Origin of the sequence: Suipraeoptans intestinalis (assembly GCF_009696485.1) — a bacterium.
GTDB classification, from domain to species: Bacteria; Bacillota; Clostridia; order Lachnospirales; family Lachnospiraceae; genus Suipraeoptans; species Suipraeoptans intestinalis.
Map to the genome: position 1 here is coordinate 1,238,276 of NZ_VULY01000018.1, position 20,130 is coordinate 1,258,405.

16 protein-coding genes and 2 pseudogenes are annotated in these 20,130 nt (G+C 42.8%); 13 read left to right on the top strand and 5 right to left on the bottom strand.

Translation table 11 applies throughout. The annotated features are described in order from the left end of the window. Nucleotides 1-68 precede the first annotated feature (68 nt). The 6 genes and pseudogenes from dnaA (at nucleotide 69) to gyrA (ending at nucleotide 8,561) form a co-directional block, all read left to right on the top strand. Complete coding sequence (dnaA, locus tag FYJ34_RS06555; protein WP_154477152.1) at nucleotides 69-1,454, top strand: chromosomal replication initiator protein DnaA; 1,386 nt, start codon at nucleotides 69-71, stop codon at nucleotides 1,452-1,454. Nucleotides 1,455-1,719: 265 nt separating this feature from the next. After that, nucleotides 1,720-2,829: a DNA polymerase III subunit beta gene (dnaN, locus tag FYJ34_RS06560; RefSeq protein WP_154477154.1), complete on the top strand. Its 1,110-nt coding sequence runs from the start codon at nucleotides 1,720-1,722 to the stop codon at nucleotides 2,827-2,829. 9 nt (nucleotides 2,830-2,838) lie between these two features. Then, complete coding sequence (locus tag FYJ34_RS06565; RefSeq protein ID WP_154477156.1) at nucleotides 2,839-3,048, top strand: RNA-binding S4 domain-containing protein; 210 nt, start codon at nucleotides 2,839-2,841, stop codon at nucleotides 3,046-3,048. Beyond that, nucleotides 3,038-4,128 (top strand): annotated as a pseudogene (recF, locus tag FYJ34_RS06570) (DNA replication/repair protein RecF). Before FYJ34_RS06565 ends, recF begins: the two are co-directional and overlap by 11 nt. Nucleotides 4,129-4,138: 10 nt before the next feature. Beyond that, nucleotides 4,139-6,070, top strand: a complete 1,932-nt coding sequence (gene gyrB / locus FYJ34_RS06575; protein ID WP_154477158.1) for a DNA topoisomerase (ATP-hydrolyzing) subunit B — start codon at nucleotides 4,139-4,141, stop codon at nucleotides 6,068-6,070. A 14-nt stretch (nucleotides 6,071-6,084) separates the two neighbouring features. Next, nucleotides 6,085-8,561: pseudogene (gene gyrA, locus FYJ34_RS15150) on the top strand (DNA gyrase subunit A). A 121-nt stretch (nucleotides 8,562-8,682) separates the two neighbouring features. Here gyrA and FYJ34_RS06585 read toward each other — a convergent pair. The 4 genes from FYJ34_RS06585 to FYJ34_RS06600 are packed head-to-tail and all read right to left on the bottom strand — an operon-like array spanning nucleotide 8,683 to nucleotide 10,955. Further along, the gene (locus tag FYJ34_RS06585) at nucleotides 8,683-9,060 is read right to left on the bottom strand and encodes a hypothetical protein (RefSeq protein ID WP_154477159.1); all 378 of its coding nucleotides are present in this window, start codon (nucleotides 9,058-9,060) and stop codon (nucleotides 8,683-8,685) included. Nucleotides 9,061-9,104: 44 nt separating this feature from the next. Further along, the gene (locus FYJ34_RS06590) at nucleotides 9,105-9,734 is read right to left on the bottom strand and encodes an ABC-2 transporter permease (protein ID WP_154477161.1); all 630 of its coding nucleotides are present in this window, start codon (nucleotides 9,732-9,734) and stop codon (nucleotides 9,105-9,107) included. Further along, nucleotides 9,731-10,582 (bottom strand): ABC transporter ATP-binding protein, encoded by an 852-nt coding sequence (locus FYJ34_RS06595; protein ID WP_154477163.1) that lies wholly within the window; start codon nucleotides 10,580-10,582, stop codon nucleotides 9,731-9,733. Before FYJ34_RS06595 ends, FYJ34_RS06590 begins: the two co-directional genes overlap by 4 nt. Further along, a complete protein-coding gene (locus tag FYJ34_RS06600) occupies nucleotides 10,575-10,955 on the bottom strand; it encodes a GntR family transcriptional regulator (protein WP_154477165.1) in 381 nt (126 codons plus the stop codon). The genes FYJ34_RS06595 and FYJ34_RS06600 overlap by 8 nt, the downstream gene beginning before the upstream one ends. Nucleotides 10,956-11,422: 467 nt before the next feature. Here FYJ34_RS06600 and FYJ34_RS06605 point away from each other — a divergent pair, with 467 nt between their 5' ends. The 7 genes from FYJ34_RS06605 (at nucleotide 11,423) to FYJ34_RS06635 (ending at nucleotide 18,848) form a co-directional block, all read left to right on the top strand. After that, nucleotides 11,423-11,872 carry a DUF2975 domain-containing protein gene (locus tag FYJ34_RS06605; protein WP_154477167.1) on the top strand — a complete coding sequence of 150 codons (450 nt, stop codon included), beginning with the start codon at nucleotides 11,423-11,425 and terminating at the stop codon, nucleotides 11,870-11,872. A gap of 11 nt (nucleotides 11,873-11,883) precedes the next feature. Continuing rightward, nucleotides 11,884-12,174 (top strand): helix-turn-helix domain-containing protein, encoded by a 291-nt coding sequence (locus tag FYJ34_RS06610; protein WP_154477169.1) that lies wholly within the window; start codon nucleotides 11,884-11,886, stop codon nucleotides 12,172-12,174. 22 nt (nucleotides 12,175-12,196) lie between these two features. Then, entirely contained in the window at nucleotides 12,197-13,717 is a 1,521-nt protein-coding gene (locus FYJ34_RS06615; protein WP_154477170.1) for a DUF4153 domain-containing protein, read from the top strand. Nucleotides 13,718-13,766: 49 nt separating this feature from the next. Further along, the gene (locus tag FYJ34_RS06620; RefSeq protein ID WP_154477172.1) at nucleotides 13,767-14,609 is read left to right on the top strand and encodes a fumarate hydratase; all 843 of its coding nucleotides are present in this window, start codon (nucleotides 13,767-13,769) and stop codon (nucleotides 14,607-14,609) included. Nucleotides 14,610-14,612: 3 nt separating this feature from the next. After that, a complete protein-coding gene (locus FYJ34_RS06625) occupies nucleotides 14,613-15,161 on the top strand; it encodes a Fe-S-containing hydro-lyase (RefSeq protein ID WP_330582546.1) in 549 nt (182 codons plus the stop codon). 31 nt (nucleotides 15,162-15,192) lie between these two features. Further along, nucleotides 15,193-15,924: a lysophospholipid acyltransferase family protein gene (locus FYJ34_RS06630; protein ID WP_154477174.1), complete on the top strand. Its 732-nt coding sequence runs from the start codon at nucleotides 15,193-15,195 to the stop codon at nucleotides 15,922-15,924. Between the two features lie 377 nt (nucleotides 15,925-16,301). Continuing rightward, on the top strand, nucleotides 16,302-18,848 hold the full coding sequence (locus tag FYJ34_RS06635; protein WP_154477176.1) for a cation-translocating P-type ATPase: 2,547 nt from the start codon (nucleotides 16,302-16,304) through the stop codon (nucleotides 18,846-18,848). Nucleotides 18,849-19,017: 169 nt separating this feature from the next. On the opposite strand, the gene FYJ34_RS06640 is transcribed toward FYJ34_RS06635, so the two are convergent. Continuing rightward, the gene (locus FYJ34_RS06640; RefSeq protein ID WP_154477177.1) at nucleotides 19,018-19,992 is read right to left on the bottom strand and encodes a dipeptidase; all 975 of its coding nucleotides are present in this window, start codon (nucleotides 19,990-19,992) and stop codon (nucleotides 19,018-19,020) included. Nucleotides 19,993-20,130: the final 138 nt, after the last annotated feature.

The following is a 20,130-nucleotide window of genomic DNA, read 5'->3' on the forward strand; positions in this document are numbered from 1 at the left end:
ATGTAGAATAGATGAGAGTGGTTTTTTATGCCATCTCTTAGATTATAAAAGCTTAGGAGTATGTGAAAATGGACGTTGTTGCAGAAAAATGGGAGGAGATCATAGAACATCTGAGAGAGGAACACGAATTATCCAGTGTTTCTTTTAAAACGTGGATCAAACCTTTAAAAATATATAAAATCACAAATTCTACCGTTTATCTTCTGGTTAATTCCGCTGCAAGTGTGGAATATATCGAACGAAAATATCTTCTTCCTCTCAAGGTCTGCATCGCAGATATCGTCAATGAAGAATACGACGTTGTATTTCTTTCTGAAGACGATGAGCAACTGGACCGGTTCAAAGACCTGTCTGCAGAGTCCGTTTCCAAAAAGAAAGGAAGATCTGTGGCAGAGATGGCAAATCTGAATCCCAGATATACCTTTGATACTTTTGTGGTAGGAGGGAACAATACCTTTGCACATGCAGCATCTCTTGCAGTAGCGGAATCTCCCGGAAAGGTCTACAATCCTCTTTTTATTTACGGAGGAGTAGGACTTGGCAAGACGCATCTGATGCATTCCATTGCCAATTACATCTTAGAGCAGGATCCAAAAAAGAAGGTTCTTTATGTAACCAGTGAAACCTTTACCAATGAACTGATCGAAGCGCTGAAATCAGGAAAACAGTCCAACAACAAATCTTCTATTTCTAATTTCAGGGACAAATACAGGAATAACGACGTGCTTCTGATCGATGACATTCAGTTTATTATTGGAAAAGAAAGCACTCAGGAGGAATTTTTCCATACCTTTAATCACCTTTATGATTCTTCCAAGCAGATCATTATTTCCAGTGATAAACCGCCTAAGAATATAGAAACTTTGGAAGAACGGCTCCGTACACGTTTTGCATGTGGGATTGTAGCAGATATTTCCGCTCCCAATTATGAAACACGTATGGCGATCCTTTTGAAAAAAATAGAGGTGGATCATCTGGGACAATACAATATTCCTAATGATGTACTGGATTATATCGCTACAAACGTAAAGAGCAATATCCGGGAGCTGGAAGGTTCTTTAAATAAACTGATCGCTCTCTACAAATTAAATAATCATGGAAACATTGATATCATGCTTGCCATGGAAGCATTGAAAGATATTGTTCTTCCTAAAGATAAAAGGGAAGTGACCCCCGAATTGATCCTGGACGTCGTATCGGAACACTATAATATTTCCGTAGCGGATCTGAAAAGTAAAAAAAGAAATTCTCAGATCGCCATTCCCAGACAGGTAGCAATGTACCTAATGAGGACTCTCACCGACGCTCCTTTGGAGGGGATCGGCATCATTCTTGGGGGAAAAGATCATACTACCGTCAAATATGGTGTGGATAAAATCACCTCTAATATAGAAGAGGATGAAATCCTCTCCAATACCATCAGTATCATTAAGAAAAAGATTAACCCATTATAAACAAAGATCTGTTAGTTCTATGTGGATAAGTATGGGATAGGATATGGATAACTTTTTACAAGGTTTCTTTTTCCTCTTTTGCTCCCAGTTATACACATTTTTTCTACAGTCTGTTCTGTTGATATCCACAGAGATTTCATTTTCAAATCTTCTTAGTTCTCAAGGAAAAACAGGGTTTTCCTCTTTTCCACAGCCTCTACTACTAAGAAGACGAAAATAATATATATATATTTATATACGTTTTATCGCGAAAGGAGTTTTTCACATGAAAATAATCTGTAAGAAATCAAACCTTCTAAAGGGAGTTACTATTGTAATGAAAGCTGTATCTTCCAGAACCACCATGCCTATCCTGGAATGTATTTTGATAGATGCTTCTTCTGATGTGATAAAGCTGACTGCCAATGATATGGAATTGGGGATTCAGACAGAAGTAGAAGGAACAATAGAAGAAACGGGAATGATCGCAGTCAATGCCAAAATCCTGTCTGAGATCATAAGGAAGCTTCCTGATAATGATATTACCATAAGAAGTATGGAAAACAACCAGACTTCTATTACCTGTGAAAAAGCAAAGTTTGATATTCCCGGAAGAGAAGCAGAAGAATTTTCTTACCTTCCCAAAGTGGAAAAAGAAGGTTCCATAGCTCTATCCCAGTTTGTCTTAAAGGAAGCCATCCGACAGACGATTTTTTCTATTTCTGACAGTGAGACCAACAAGTTGATGACAGGAGAGTTATTTGAAATTAAGGAAAATTACTTAAGACTGGCTACGTTGGATGGTCACAGAATCTCTATTCGCAGAATAGAAATGGAAGGAAATTTTGAAGAGAAAAAACTGGTGATCCCCGGAAAAACTCTGACGGAGATCAGTAAAATCCTATCGGGAGAAATTGAAAACGAAGTGATCATTTCCTACACAGATAACCATGTTGTGTTTGAATTTGATAAAACCATCGTGGTTTCCCGTCTGATCGAAGGAGAATATTTTAAGATTGATCAGATGCTGTCAAAGGATTATGAAACAAAAGTGACCATTAATAAAAAAGAATTTTTAAATTGTATAGACAGAGCTACTCTTCTGGTAAAAGAAGGGGATAAAAAACCTGTGATCATTCGGATAGAGGATGAGAGAATGGAACTTCAGATCAATTCTCAAATGGGCTCTATGAATGAAGAAATCCTGATCGAAAAAGAAGGAAAGGATCTTTTGATCGGATTTAATCCTAAATTTTTGATAGATGCATTAAGAGCCATTGACGAGGAAGAGATCACGATTTATCTGATGAATCCAAAGGCTCCCTGCTTCATCAAAAATGAAGAGGAAAGTTATCTGTATCTGATTCTTCCCGTAAATTTCAGCACGGCAGTGTAGGAGGTTTTCATGAGCAGTTTAAAATTAAGAAAAGAGTATATTAAGCTTGGACAGGCTCTGAAAGCGGCGGGATTGGTAGGATCAGGCGTAGAGGCAAAAGATGTAATAGCAGACGGACTTGTGAAAGTAAACGGGGAAACAGAATATAGAAGAGGAAGAAAGCTATACGGCAAAGATGTCGTGAGCTTTCAAGGAGAAGAAATCAACATTGAAAATTAAATCTTTGAAGTTGAAAAACTTTAGAAATTATCCGTTTTTGGAATTCTCTTTGGAAGATGGACCTACCATTTTTTACGGAGATAATGCCCAGGGGAAAACAAATATACTGGAAGCAGCTTATATTTCCGGAACAACAAAATCCCATAGGGGAACAAAGGACAGGGATGTTATAAAATTTGGGGAAGAGGAAGCTCATATAGAGTCTGTCATTGAGAAGAACGGACTGGATTATAAAATAGACATCCATTTAAAAAAAACAGTCCCAAAGGTATTGCCATCAATAAGTTCCCTATAAAAAAGGCTTCGGAATTATTTGGAATCGTTCATTATGTATTTTTTTCACCGGAAGATTTGAATATTATAAAGAACGGTCCTTCCGAAAGAAGAAGATTTTTGGATATGGAACTTTCTCAGTTGGATAAGATCTATCTGAATCACCTTTCAAATTATAACAGGATCATCAATCAAAGAAACCACCTGCTGAAAGAAATCTATGGAAAAGAGTCAAAGGATAAAAAGGATATGCTGGATGTCTGGGATATGCAGCTTGTCCGGCATGGGACTGCCATCATAGAAAGAAGAAAGAAATTTGTAGAAGAAATAAATTCTATTATTTCTTCTATCCATTATAACCTGACAGGAGGGAAGGAAAGTATCTATATTTCCTATGAACCCGGAAATGGGAGTCTGCCGCTGGAGAAGGCTCTTTTAAAAAACAGAGAAAGAGATATCCGGTTAAAGAGCACGTCTGTGGGACCCCACAGGGACGATCTGTGTTTTATGATGGAAAAAATCGATATTCGAAAATTTGGATCCCAGGGGCAGCAAAGAACGTCTGCCTTGTCACTGAAGCTAGCAGAGATAGAAATCGTAAAAAAAGAAATCGGAGACACTCCCATCCTTTTGCTGGATGATGTATTGTCGGAGCTGGACAGTCACAGACAGCAATATCTGCTGGATAGTATTCACGGGATCCAGACGTTGATCACCTGCACGGGAGTGGAAGAATTTATTAAGCATCAATTCAAAGTAAATAAAATATTTTATGTAAAAGAGGGAAGTATCAGTCGAGTCAATTAGGAGGAACAGAATGAGTACAGAAAAAGTACAGCATGAGTACGGTGCAGATGAAATTCAGATATTGGAGGGATTGGAAGCGGTAAGAAAGCGTCCCGGTATGTATATAGGGAGTACTTCCCTTAGAGGACTTCATCATCTGGTATATGAGATCGTAGACAATGCAGTGGATGAGGCTCTGGCAGGATTTTGCGATACAATTTTTGTCAGCATCAATCCGGACAACTCCATAACAGTCATAGATAACGGGCGTGGGATTCCTGTAGGGATCAATCAGAAGGCAGGACTTCCTGCCGTAGAGGTGGTATTTACCGTTCTTCATGCCGGAGGAAAATTTGGAGGAGGAGGATACAAGGTATCAGGAGGACTTCATGGAGTGGGAGCTTCTGTCGTAAATGCTCTTTCCAATTGGCTGGAGGTAGAAATATTCAGTGAAGGAAACATCTACAAACAGAGATATGAACGGGGAAAAGTCGTTCAGAAACTGACGGTAGTGGGAACCTGTGAAGCAGAAAAAACAGGAACAAAAGTAACCTTTTTACCGGACAATACCATTTTTGAAGAGACGGTATTTGACTATGATACATTAAAGCAGCGTTTCAGGGAAATGGCATTTTTGACAAAGGGATTAAAAATCATTCTCTGTGATGAAAGGCTGGAAGAAAAGAAAGAAAAAACATTCTATTATGAGGGCGGTATCAAGGAATTTGTAACCTACCTGAACAGGAGCAGGACGCCTCTGTACGAAAATGTGATCTACTGCGAGGGAGTGATCAACCATGTGTCTGTGGAAGTTGCCATGCAGCATAATGATGGCTATACAGATAATACCTATGGATTTGTAAACAATATTACGACTCCGGAAGGGGGAACCCATGTAGTAGGTTTCAGAAATGCGCTGACAAAGACCTTTAATGATTATGCCAGAAAAAATAAGCTGTTAAAAGAAAGCGAGCCGAATCTTTCGGGAGAGGATATCAGAGAAGGACTGACTGCTATTATCAGTGTCAAAATAGAAGATCCTCAGTTTGAGGGACAGACAAAGCAGAAACTGGGAAACAGTGAAGCAAGAGGAGCGGTAGACAACATCGTCAGCAAACAACTGGAAATCTATCTGGAACAGAATCCTTCTGTGGCAAAACTGACCATTGAAAAATCCGTAATGGCACAGCGGGCAAGGGAGGCAGCCAGAAAAGCCAGGGATCTTACCAGAAGAAAATCTGCGCTGGATGGGATGTCCCTTCCGGGAAAGCTGGCAGACTGTTCCGACAAAAATCCCGAAAACTGCGAAATTTACATTGTAGAGGGGGATTCGGCAGGAGGTTCTGCCAAAACGGCCAGGGACAGATCAAAACAGGCCATCCTTCCTTTGCGTGGAAAAATCCTGAATGTAGAGAAGGCCAGATTGGATAAGATCTATGGCAACGCGGAGATCAAGGCGATGATCACAGCATTTGGAACGGGAATCCATGATGACTTTGATATTTCCAAGCTGAGATATCATAAGATCATCATTATGACAGATGCGGATGTGGACGGAGCTCATATCAGCACTTTGCTTCTTACGTTCATGTACCGGTTTATGCCGGATCTGATCAAGGAAGGATATGTGTATCTGGCACAGCCTCCTCTTTATAAGCTGGAAAAAAACAAAAAGGTTTGGTACGCATACAACGATGAAGAACTGGATTCTATTTTAAGAGAAGTAGGACGTGACGGAAATAATAAGATCCAGAGGTATAAAGGTCTGGGAGAGATGGATGCAGATCAGTTGTGGGAAACCACCATGGATCCGGAAAACAGAGTCCTTTTGAGAGTAACGATGGATGAGGAAGCAACGTCGGAGCTGGATATCACCTTTACGACCCTGATGGGAGACAAGGTGGAGCCGAGACGTGAATTTATTGAAGAAAATGCTAAGTATGTGAAAAATCTTGATGTTTAACAGGAGAACAAAAAATGGAAGAAAATGTATTTGATAAAGTTCATGACATAGACTTAAAAAAGACGATGGAGACCTCCTATATTGATTATGCCATGAGCGTCATCGCATCCAGAGCCCTTCCGGATGTGAGGGATGGTCTGAAACCGGTTCAAAGAAGAATCTTGTATTCCATGATCGAACTGAATAATGGTCCGGATAAGCCCCATAGAAAATGCGCCCGTATCGTTGGAGATACTATGGGTAAATATCATCCCCATGGAGACAGTTCCATTTATGGAGCGCTGGTCAATATGGCGCAGGAATGGTCTACCAGATATCCTCTGGTGGACGGACATGGAAACTTTGGTTCTGTGGATGGAGACGGAGCAGCGGCCATGCGGTACACGGAGGCAAGGCTTAGCAAAATATCCATGGAACTGACGGCAGATATCAATAAAAATACGGTGGATTTTTCTCCTAACTTTGATGAGACGGAGAAAGAACCGGTGGTGCTTCCTGCAAGATTTCCCAATCTTCTGGTAAATGGAACATCCGGAATTGCAGTAGGAATGGCCACGAATATCCCTCCGCATAACCTTCAGGAAGTGATCGACGCAGTCGTAAGGATCATTGACAATCGTCTGGAGGATAAAGAAGAGACGACGGTAGAAGAAATCCTGGATATCATAAAAGGGCCGGACTTTCCTACGGGAGGAACCATCCTTGGAAAGAGAGGGATTGAAGAGGCCTACAGAACCGGAAGAGGAAAAATAAGGGTTCGCGCCGTTACCAATATCGAGACCATGGCAAACGGGAAAAGCCATATCATCGTGACGGAACTTCCCTATATGGTAAACAAGGCAAGACTGATCGAAAAAATGGCAGAGCTTGTTCGGGATAAAAAAATCGACGGAATCACGGATCTAAGCGACCAGTCCAGTCGTGAGGGAATGCGAATCGTTATCGAATTAAGAAGAGACGCCAATGCAAATGTGATCCTGAACCAGTTGTATAAGCATACCCAGTTGCAGGATACCTTTGGAGTGATCATGCTGGCGCTGGTAAATAACGAACCCAAGGTTATGAACATTCTGGAGATGCTGCACCATTATCTTCGTCATCAGGAGGAAGTTGTTACCAGAAGAACCAAATATGAGCTGAATAAGGCAGAAGAAAGGGCGCACATTTTACAGGGACTGCTGATCGCTCTGGACCATATCGACGAAGTAATCAAGATCATCAGAGGATCCAAAAATGTGCAGATCGCAAAGCAGGAATTGATGGAAAAATTCCAACTGTCAGAAATACAGGCACAGGCGATCCTGGATATGCGTTTTCGTGCGTTGACCGGTCTGGAAAGAGAAAAGCTGGAAAAAGAATACGAAGATCTGATGAAGCTGATCGGAGAGTTGAAGGCGATCCTGGGGGATGAAAAACTTCTTCTTGCCGTGATCAAAAAGAGATCCTGGTGATCCGTGACAAATATGGAGACGGAAGAAGAACGGATATCGGATTTGATGAGTTTGATATCTCTATGGAGGATCTGATTCCAAGAGAAGACGTAGTCATCACCATGACAAAAAGAGGATATATCAAAAGAATGTCCACGGACAACTTTAAATCCCAAAACAGAGGCGGCCGTGGTATCAAGGGAATGCAGACTATCGAAGAAGATTATGTGGAAGAGCTGTTTATGACAAACACGCACCATTATATTATGTTCTTTACCAACAAAGGGCGGGTGTACCGACTGAAGGGATATGAGATCCCGGAATCCGGAAGAACATCCAGAGGAACTGCCATCATCAATCTTCTGCAGCTGATGCCGGAAGAACAGATCAGTGCCGTGATCCCCATTGAAGAGTACCGGGACGGAGAATACCTTTTCATGGCAACGAAAAAGGGACTTGTAAAAAAGACCTCTATCAAGGAATACGCAAATGTCAGAAAGACGGGGCTTGCGGCCATTACACTCCGGGAAGAGGATGAGCTGATCGAAGTAAAGTATACAGATAACAACAGCGATATTTTCCTGATCACACAGTATGGACAATGTATCCGGTTTGATGAAAAGGATGTCCGTTCCACAGGAAGAACCTCCATGGGTGTCAGGGGAATGAACCTGGCTGACGGAGATGAGGTGATCGGCATGCAGTTGGATTCTCAGGGAGAGCAGCTTTTGATCGTTTCTGAAAAGGGAATGGGAAAAAGGACTTCTATCGACGAGTTTACCGCACAAAACAGAGGCGGGAAGGGCGTTCGCTGCTATAAGATCACAGGAAAAACGGGAAATGTAGTAGGCTTTAAATCCGTTAATGAAGATGATGAAATTATGATCATCAATACAGACGGGATCATCATCAAGATGAGATGCGAAGGGATTTCTGTTCTTGGTCGGGTTACGTCAGGCGTGAAGCTGATCAATCTTCCTGAGGGAGGAATGGTTGCAAGTATCGCAAAGGTAAGAAAAGACGACTCAGAGGAAGAAGAGGAAGAAATAACAGAAAAATAAATAAAAACAGGGCCGGGCAGAAGCATCTGTCTGGCTCTGTTTGTTCTAAAGAAAATAACATATGCTGCTGATCTTGGAAATCGAGAGAGCAGAGATTGACGACAGACAGACCTGTTGCTGGTTATAATAATTTAAAGCTGCCAATAACAAACAATACTACTGAAACTGTACATAATAGGACTCCTCGTTTTATAGAGAAACTGTAAAGTTTTTCGGGGCTTTTCTTATCGTATCTTATCGTCTTTTTATCGCCGACTTTTGTGGTCATGGACACTTGTATTCTATTTTTAGATATATACTTTTTACCATTGATAGAGTAACTGAAAATTGCCCATTTGGAATTTCCTCTTTTCACTGCTTCAGGATTAGGCGACCAAGTTGAAAGGACTTCTCCGGTAGTAAAATCAGTAGTACTCCTAGATATGAAACTACGCCCCAGATCTCCTATTCCTAAAATCAAAAACAATGTAGCAGCTAAATAAATGAAATACATTTCCATAGTTTAGCCTCCTGACCTAACTTTATATATGAAAAAGCTATTTTCTAATACTCTTTTTTCTCCATAATTAGAATAGATGATTTTATTGCAATCCCAATGAGAGCCAGCCCTGTAAAAGTTATTCCCATACAAATAATCAGCATGGATGCTCTGTTAAGGACTTCTGTCATTTTTATGAGGAAATCCGATTTTTCTTTTAGAAAGGTTGACAGAGCAAATATAGAAAAATAGGTTATTAGCATAACGAGTCTGCCTTTTTCTGCGCCGTATTTAAGCATAAAAGGTAACTGAACGGCAGACATGAATACAGTTGCTACCAGAGTGAGGATCGAAATCAAAACGATATGTTCTACCGGTAGTTTATTTTGAATTATTAACAAAATAAACATACATACAGAACCGATTAGTCCGAATACAAATGAAAAAAACAACTTACTTATCACATAGCTGCTCCTTTTTATCGGCATTGAAAAGGCAAACTGTTCAAATTTCGATTTCGTATCAAAGCCGAAAGCAATGGCTGTTAAAATAAGTGGTATCATTGCACAAATAAGTGGAATCATGAAAATTACATTTTGATATATTCCATAAGCAGCAAGTGCAATACAAATAGCAATAGTAAACAGTAACGTCCTTTTTAAGGCTGCGATATCCTTTACTATTAGTGCAATCATCGTCTTTTTTCTCCTTTCACAAAATAAATCATAATATCCTCAATAGATGGCTTTTGTAAGGCGATTCCTTTCGGAATAAGATCCCTTTTCACGAGTAGTTCCTGACCAAAGGCATGTATCCTTTTTCCAATTATTGCCGTTTCCTCAATATTTTTCACATCTTTATCAGATAGTGTACAAATACCATAATTTTCTTTTAACTCATCTTTTGCTTCCATAAAGAGAATTTTGCCGTTATGAATAAAAGCAATATAATCTGCAATTTTTTCCAAATCGGATAAGATATGTGAAGAAACAAATATTGTATGATTTTCATCCTGCATAAAATCAAGTAGCAACTCCAAAATTTCTTCTCTGACGATAGGATCCAATCCACTGGTCGCTTCATCTAAAATTAGAATTTCTGCAGTATGTGATAGGGCAACTGCCATGGACAATTTCATCCGCATACCACGAGAGTAATGCTTTATCATTTGTGCTTCTGGTAAATGAAAGTGTTCTCTTAACCTGTGAAATCTCGCTTTATCCCACTTTGAGTAAACTTTCGAGCAGAATTTTTCCACATCTGTAAATGTCATTTCTTCCGGCATTAATAAATCGTCAAATACGACACCGAGTTTATCCTTTAATTCCATACTTTTAGGATTTTTTTCATCCAATATTCTTATCTCTCCAGCGTCTTTATGAAGTAATCCTAACAGTAGTTTTATTGTCGTACTTTTCCCTGCTCCATTCTGCCCTATGTATCCTACTATAGCGCCTCTTGGAATACACAGGTCTATCGGACCCAAGGTAAACCCATCAAACCTTTTGACTAAGTTTTTAGTTTCAATAGCAAAATTACTCATATTTTCCCTCCACATAGCTGCGAAGCATTTCTATTAACACATCATTGGAAATGCCTGCAATTTCTGAAAGTTCAACTACCTCTTGTAATTTCGATTCAATTTTTTTTAAGTATTCTTCACGAATAAGCTCCTTATTTTGTGCTGCAACAAAATTCCCTTTCCCTTGTACTGAATCAATGAATCCGTCCAGCTCCAATTCATCAAATGCTCTTTTGGCCGTAATCATGCTTACTCTTAGCTCTTTCGCTAAAAAGCGAATAGAGGGTAATTGTTCCCCGACGTTTAATTCGCCAGAAATAATCTGTGCTTTTATCTGATTTTTTATTTGTAAATAAATCGGATCATCACTTGCATTATTAATCTGTATGTTCATTCTTCACCTACCATATCTGTTATTTCAGTTATAACTGTTATTATTATATAACAACAGTTATAACTTTTCAAGAGGGAATAAAAAAGACGAGACACATTTTTGGAGAGAGGAACTTTCCTCTTACCTGGTGATGACCCATGTCAATTCTTATAAAAGAAAAAAGCTGAACAACCGTAGCCCATACGAAGCGTTCAGCTTTTACTATGGAGAAGCTGTACTTAAGAAACTGGGATGGATTCTTCGCATACAAGAATTTTCCAAAAATTTCCATGCGGGGGGTGTTCTCTTGAAAATATTGATTAACAAGAAGATAAGATTTAAAAACAATAAAAAAATATTGATAAACGATAAAAATTATGATATGGTAAGGAAAAATAAAAGGAAATAAAAGGAAGGCATCGTCATAAGTGATGAAAACCCTTCTACAAATTTTAGAAAAAAGAATGAATGGAAAAGGGAGAAACAGGATGGATAAAAAGCTTGCAACATTTACAAAATATTTGCTGGATTTTATGCTGATTTCCGGAATCGGGATCGTTGCCACACTTCCATTTAGTTTTCGCTTTCTGGGGGAAAGGTATATCAGGCCGATACAGAAGGAATATCTGCTTTATCTGATCGTTTTTGGAATTGCGGGAATTTTTGGGATTCTGATCGTGTATGAATTGAGAAAAATGATAAAGTCTGTCCTGGCTGAACATTGCTTTGTAAGGGCAAACGTAAAAAGCTTAAATGCTATGGCGGCATACAGCATGGGGATTTTCGGATTGTTTCTTGTAAAACTGCTTTGGGTCCCCACCTGGGCTACAGCCATCATCCTGCTGGTATTTTTTATTGCAGCCGTCTTTAGCAGAGTGCTGTCACAGGTTTTTCTACAGGCCATTTTGTACAAAGAAGAAACAGATTTTACGATATAGGAGGTTCTGCAATGGGAATCAGAGTTCGATTGGATGTAGTAATGGCACGGAAAAAAGTGGGAGTATCTGAGTTGGCGGAACGTATTGATATTACAACTGCAAATTTGTCCATCCTGAAAAATGAAAAGGCGAAGGCGATCCGTTTCTCTACGCTGGAAGCAATCTGCCGGGAACTGGACTGTCAGCCGGGAGATCTGTTGGAATACTGCCGGGAAGAGACAGACAGGGAAAAGCAGAAGGAAAAAGACAGGGAAATACAGGCAGAACGTAGTAAACCGGAAACCATAAGCCAAAAATCATAACCTGAAAGGAGGAAGATCTCGGATGAGGAAAACCGAGATCGAGGAAATGATGGAACAGACAAGAACGGAATATATGAAAGAAAAATTTGCTTTTTTTGGAGGGATGAGCCTTCTGTATGGACTGCTGTATACCCTGTTTTTTTATCAGAGTAAAATGGGGATCAACAACATTTTATGGGTTCTTTCTATCATAGTCATAGGATCATTTCTACTGAAAAAAACAGGAATACCAAAAAAGAAACGAACAAATATCTATTTAGCCGGAATGATTCTTTTGGGAATTTCTTCCGCACTGACGACATCCATGTTTTTCTATGTGTGTAATACTATCGGAATATTGTGTTTGTATATCCTGTTTATGATACACCAGTTCTATGACAAAAAAGTGGGAGGCAGTCTGACTTATGTAAAGGGCTTTTTTGTAATAGCAGGAAATATGTTTCTTTCTACATTCAAGCCTTATTCCCATACCATAGCGTATTTTTCAGGGAATACGACTGCAAGAAAGAAAAAATGGACGGCAGGCCTGATAGGAGTCCTTTTGGGGATCGGGATCCTGGCTGTTATTCTTCCGTTTCTTTTGAACTCAGATGCAGTCTTTTCACAGATGGTAGGACGTCTGTTAAAGTATGTAAATATCTGGGACGGAATCCAGATCGTATTTTCTGTCCTGTTTGGCTTTCATATCTGTTATACGTTTTTCTTCAGTCTGTGTAAAAACAGTGAGATCCGGGGGAAAGAGGCCCATCGAAAAAAAGGGAATCCTGTCATTGGGATCACCTCTCTTACCGTAATAGGCATCATCTATCTTCTGTATGTAGCCATTCAGATCACGTATCTGTTTTTGGGGATCGAGAAGGGGCTTCCTCAGGGAATGACCTATGCACAATATGCAAGAGGCGGATTTTGGGAGCTTTTGTTTGTAAGTACCGTCAACCTGTTTCTTGTGATCATCTGGTCCCGCTTTTTTGAAAAGCATAAAGTGCTGTCCGTTCTTCTTGCCCTGATTTCCGGGTGTACATTTGTTATGATCCTGTCGGCAGGCTACCGGATGCTGCTGTATATCCAGGTATATCATCTGACATTTTTGAGACTGTTTGTGATGTGGTTTTTGGTAGTTCTTGCGCTTATCATGGGGGGAGTGACCATAAAGATCTTTCGGGAAAAATTTCCGGTATTCCTTTATACGACGGCGGTGGTCAGCGTCTGCTATCTCCTGTTTTCCTTTTCCAGACCGGATGAGATCGCGGCAAAATACCTGGTAGCGCAGGAAAAGCAACTGAAAGAAGAAGATGTTTACTATCTTTTGCGAAGACCTTCTCTGGACGGAGCAGAGGTTCTGACACAGTTGGATTATGAGAGGTACAGTGACAGAGTGAAGATGGATGTGTTCCGCTACTTCTCCAACATTTCAGAAAAAAACAAGGAGATGGACATCAGAAGTACGAATTATATGCGAAACCGGACAGTGAAAGCGGCAAATGCCTTTTTGGAAGAACACCGGGACTGGAAAAACCTTACGGAACCCTATTTAGATTTTTAGGGAACCTGTGATATACTGAGGAAGAATAAAAGAAACGGGAGATTCGGGTATGAGAAGGCTGCAGGTAGAAGAGATTACAAGGCACATTAAGGAAATGTGCATCGAGGTCAATTATTCTTTATCCAAGGATATGGAAGATGCTCTGAAAAGGGCAAAGGAAGAGGAAACAAGCCCTTTAGGGAAACAGGTTCTGGAACAGCTGCAGGAAAATCTGGAGGTGGCAAAAAAAGAACAGATTCCCATCTGCCAGGATACGGGAATGGCTGTTGTTTTCCTGGAAATCGGGCAGGAGGTGTTTCTGGAAGGCGGGGATCTGAAGGAAGCGGTCCACGAGGGAGTCCGACAGGGATATCAGGAAGGATTTTTGAGAAAATCGGTGGTAAGAGATCCCATCATCCGGGAAAATACCAAAGACAATACACCCGCCGTTCTTCATATAGATATCGTAAAGGGGGATGGGATCCGGCTCAAAGTAGCTCCCAAGGGATTTGGCAGTGAGAATATGAGTAAGGTCTGTATGTTGAAGCCTTCCGATGGAAAAGAGGGGATCCGCCAGGCGATCCTGACGGCTGTGAAGGAAGCAGGTCCGAACGCCTGTCCGCCGATCGTGGTAGGAGTGGGAGTGGGAGGAACCTTTGAAAAGTGCGCTTGCATGGCAAAGGAGGCTTTGCTTCGGGAAACGGGGAAGGCTTCTCCTATCCCCTGGGTAAAACAGATGGAGGAGGAAGTGCTGGAGGAAATCAATCGACTGGGAATTGGACCGGCAGGACTGGGAGGAAAAAAGACGGCGTTGGCTGTACATATAGAAACCTATCCTACCCATATAGCAGGACTTCCGGTAGGGATCAACATTTGCTGCCATGTAAACAGACATTGTACAAGGGAGATATAGACGGTGAAAAAGAACATACAGATGCCGATTTTACAGGAAACGGCAAAAACGCTGAAGGCAGGAGATTATGTATCTCTAAGCGGAATCCTTTATACAGCCAGGGACGCTGCCCATAAAAGACTTTACGAGACTCTGGAGAGCCATGGAGAGCTTCCTTTGGATATCAGGGGACAGACCATTTATTATATGGGGCCTTCACCGGCCAGAGAGGGAAGGGTCATTGGATCTGCAGGTCCCACAACGTCAAGCCGGATGGATGCATATACGCCCAGACTGATGGAAGAAGGGCTGATAGGGATGATCGGGAAGGGAAAAAGAAGCCGGGAAGTTCTGGATGCCATCATAAAACACCAGGGAGTATATCTGGCTGCGGTAGGAGGTGCCGGCGCACTTCTGTCAAAATGTATTGTGGAATCGGAAGTGATCGCATATGAGGATCTGGGAACAGAGGCGATCCGAAAGCTGCGGGTAGAAGCGTTTCCCGCCATTGTGGTGGCGGACTGCCGGGGGGGAAATCTATACGAAATGACCGGACATCCGGAACAGATGTGAAGGATCGACAAAGGATGAGAGGATTTTAAAGATGAAGAGAATCTTATACATGGTACTGCGGAATATTTTCCTGATCCCGTACCTGTGGATAAAGCTGTGCTATTATGCGGGGCATGTGGAAAAATATACGGAAGAAGAACGATACCGTCTGCTGCGCTATATTACCTATCGGGCGAACAAAGGGGGAAATGTGCGGGTGGAAAGCTATGGAACAGAGCATCTGCCAAAAGAGGGAGGGTTCATGTTTTTCCCCAATCATCAGGGCCTATATGATGTTTTGGCCATCACGCAGGTCTGTGAGATTCCTTTTTCGGTGGTCGCGAAAAAGGAGGTTGCCAACGTTCCCTTCTTAAAACAGGTATTTGCCTGCATGAAAGCATATATGCTGGACAGAGAGGATGTTCGACAGGCCATGAAAGTGATCCTGGAAGTTTCCAAGGAAGTAAAAAACGGAAGAAACTACCTGATCTTCCCGGAGGGGACCAGATCAAAAGAGGGAAACAAGGTGCAGGAATTTAAGGGGGGAAGCTTTAAGGCTGCAACCAAGGCAGGCTGTCCCATCGTTCCGGTTGCCCTGATCGATGCCTTCGTCCCCTTTGACAGAAATACCATTCGCCAGACAACGGTACAGGTTCATTTTCTTCCGCCTCTGTATCCGGAGGAATACGAGAGAATGAACACCAATGAGCTTGCACGGGAGGTGAGGGAAAGGATCGTAAAGACCATTGAAGCCAATAAGAAAGAGAATAAGAAAGAGGAATAAGAGGAAAAAGAATTTCTTGACAGAAGGAAAAAAGTCCTGTAATATAGGGTTTCGATAAAAGGGAGTAACTGGCGCCGATTTTTGGCGTTTGCGATGTCGTCAATACGATGGAACCCATCCGGTATCGCGATGAAATGGTGAGACTTTTGTTGTATGGTTCATACAGCAGGAGTCTTTTTTTGTTTCACAGGAAATTCCTTCAAATTTTCATTAGAGTTTTCATTCGAAAAGCTCTTGAGTGGACATTTAAAAAGCACTGTTGTAAAAAGCCTCTGCCAGGTGCTTTTAAAAAGTAGGATCGCAGGATAAGAGGCTGTTGTCAAAACGAAGTAGTTGTGTAAAAACAGGCGGTATCACAAAGAAAGGAAGAAACAGATATGCTGACGAGTGAACAGGCAAAGCGTCATCAGGAAACGTATGGATTTAACGAACTGACGGAGGGAAAAAAGAAAAGCACCTTTGTTTTATTTCTGGAGCAGTTCAAGGACTTTTTGGTCATTATTTTGATCTTGGCGGCGATCATATCAGGATTTTTGGGAGATATGGAAAGTGCGGCTGTTATTTTTGTCGTTATTACCATCAATGCCATTTTGGGAACGGTACAGACCATTAAAGCGGAGCAGTCCCTGAATAGTCTGAAGCAGCTGTCGGCGCCGGAAGCGAAGGTGCGAAGAGACGGGCATTTGATGCAGATTCCATCCAGAGAGGTTACCATCGGGGATGAAGTGATCGTGGAGGCGGGAGATATGGTCCCTGCTGACGGGAAGCTTCTTACCTGCGCCAGTCTGAAGGTGGATGAAAGCGCCCTGACGGGAGAGAGCCTTTCGGTAGAAAAATCCCTGGACGAGGTGGAAGAGGGAGCCGCACTGGGAGACCAGACAAACCGGGTGTTTTCAGGGGGACTGGTTACCTATGGAAGAGCTTCTTTTGAAGTGACAGCCATTGGGATGCAGACAGAAGTAGGGAAGATCGCAGGTCTTTTGGAAAGCACCAAGGAAAAAAGAACGCCTCTTCAGATGAGTCTGGACGATTTTGGAAGAAAACTTTCCATTGCCATCCTGGTTTTTTGCGGTCTTTTGTTTGGGGTCATGGTCGTTCGGGGCGGAAGACCAATGGATGCGTTTCTCTTTGCGGTAGCGCTGGCAGTGGCAGCCATTCCGGAGGCATTAAGCTCTATTGTTACCATCGTCCTCTCCTTTGGAACACAAAAAATGGCGAAGGAGCATGCCATCATCCGGAAGCTTCAGGCGGTAGAGGGTCTTGGAAGTGTATCTATCATCTGTTCGGATAAAACAGGAACCCTGACACAAAATAAAATGACGGTAGAAGACTACTACGTGAATGAAATCAGAATCCCGGCAGAGAAGATTTCCATAGAAGAGGAGAATCAGAAGAAACTGCTGTGGTACAGCATGCTGTGCAATGATTCCTCCAACCGGAACGGAAAAGAGATCGGAGACCCGACAGAGACAGCGCTGATCAATCTGGGGGATCGGCTGGGAGTTCCGGCCGCCAGGATCCGGCAGCAATTTCCAAGGCTGTCAGAGATTCCCTTTGACAGCGACAGAAAGCTGATGTCCGTCTCTCACAGGGAGGACGAGAAAGTAGTAATGGTGGTAAAGGGAGCCGTGGACGTCCTGCTTCACAGAGCCGTTTCTATACAGGTGGGGACGGATATCCGGCCCTTGACAGAAGAGGACAAACAGAAGATCGAAGCTCAGAATGAAGAGTTTTCTAAAAACGGGCTGAGAGTACTGGCTTTTGCCTACAAGACTCTGAAAGAGGAGAAAGATCTGACGCTGCAGGATGAGACGGAGCTGACCTTCCTGGGACTGATCTCTATGATGGATCCGCCGAGAGAGGAATCCAGACAGGCGGTAGAAGAATGTATTCGTGCAGGGATCAAGCCTATCATGATCACAGGAGATCATAAGGTAACGGCGGCAGCCATTGCAAAGAGGATCGGGATCCTGAAAGAAGAGTCGGAAGCCTGTGAGGGAGCCGTCATTGAAACGATGACGGATGAAGAGCTACAGGAATTTGTGGAAGGGATCTCCGTCTATGCCAGGGTGTCTCCGGAGCACAAGATCCGTATCGTAAGGGCATGGCAGGAAAAAGGAAATATTGTATCCATGACGGGAGACGGCGTCAACGATGCGCCGGCGCTGAAGCAGGCCAATATCGGAGTGGCCATGGGGATCACCGGAAGCGAGGTCTCCAAGGATGCGGCGGCTATGGTGCTGACAGATGACAATTTTGCTACGATAGTCAAGGCGATTGAAAACGGACGGAACATTTACCGAAATATCAAACAGTCTATTCAATTTTTACTTTCGGGCAACTTTGGGGCGATTTTGGCAGTGCTGTATGCCTCTGTCGCCAACCTTCCGGTTCCTTTTGCACCGGTACACCTGCTGTTTATCAACCTTTTGACAGACAGCCTGCCTGCCATTGCGCTGGGACTGGAGCCGCACACCAGTGAAGTGATGCAGGAGAAGCCAAGACCGGTTGGCCAGTCTATCTTAAACGGGGCGTATTTGAGAAGGATCGGAACAGAGGGTCTGATCATAGGAGGAGCTACCGTAGCCGCCTTTTTGCTGGGACTGCGGGAGGGAGGAAGTCTGTTGGGAAGTACCATGGCCTTTGGAACGCTGTGTATGAGCCGACTGGCCCACGGATTTAACTGCAAATCAGAAAAGCCGGTACTGTTTACCAAGATGTTTTTTAACAATCTGTTTTTGATCGGGGCCTTCTTATTAGGTACCGCGTTGATCACCGCCGTGCTGTTATTACCGGTGCTACAGCCGATTTTTAAGGTACAGACGCTGACGCCCGGCCAGTTGGGGATTGTTTATGGATGTGCGCTGGGAAGCTTCCTGGGAATCCAGGTATTAAAGGGAATCAAAAGAATCTTTGTAAAATAGATCGCATCTTTTCAGGGGAGGCATTTCTGTGATGATTGCCGGAGCAGTAAGATTGCCGGGACGACAGAAAAGGCTTCCGCTGCGAAACAGGAAAAAAGAGAACTTATAGGACAAAAAGAGAGTATTTCTTCCGGTTTTTTGCCGGAGGGAATACTCTCTTTTGACAGGATCAACCAATGACCTCTTCGATGACCCGATGCCAGTTTTTATAAGCGATTTTTTCTATTTCGTCCGGATGGAATCCGATCCGCCGCATTTCCTCGATCACGCCGGGAACCTGGGAGGCATCCTCCAGTCCGATGGTATAGGGAGTGGACTGGCTGCTGAAGGAACTGAGGGTATCTCCGCAAAGAAATTCTGCAAAGTCAAAGCCAAAGCCTACATGGTCGATTCCCATGACCTCCACCATATGATCTAGATGCTTCACGAGATTTTCCAACGTCTGCTGACTTTCGATGTCATGGACAAATTCGTTGAAGGAATTTAGTCCGACGACACCGCCTGTTTTTGCCAGCTCTTTTAACTGCGCATCGGTCAGGTTACGTTTCTGATCGCACAGCGCGCGGCAATTTGAGTGCGAGGCTACAACAGGGCCGTTTGCCACTCCTAAAAGATCCCAGAAGGAGGCATCGTTCAGGTGAGAGACATCCAGAAGTATTCCCAGATCCTGGATTTTCTTTACAGCCTGCCTCCCCACGTCTGTCAGACCTCTTTTAGGATCGCCCTTGATTCCCGTGGCAAGGGGATTGGCCTCGTTCCAGGTCAGGCCGGCATGGCGGGCGCCAAACTGATAAAATTCCTCAATGAGAGCCAGGTCTTCCCCGATACTTTTCAAGCCTTCCAGTCCGATCAGGGTGTACATTCGCCCCTCTTTTTTTGCCGTCTGGATATCCCGATAGGATCGTGCGATCGTCAGGATATCCGCACACAGGGGTTCTTCTTGTGCGATGGCTTCCATCATCTGCCGGGTGCGTTTCAGAGGGTCTTTGTCAAAAGGCGGGTCGTTCCAGATAACGAAGATTCCCCCTTCGATGTCTCCCTTTTTCAGTCGTTCATAATGGTATTTGCGAAAAATGTCAGATTCCCCCCTCAGGTAATGGTGGGTCACATCTGTCCAGATATCGCAGTGTGCATCAAAATTCATAAGAAACTCCTTTCTGTCCGGGTGACTTGTCCTGCTTATGCAAAATAGCAGAGCCTTATAAAATCCCTGCAAATTACGATACAAAAACAGGAACGGAAAAAGGCTCCGTCCCTGTCTGAACTTTTTCTAACTGAGCCG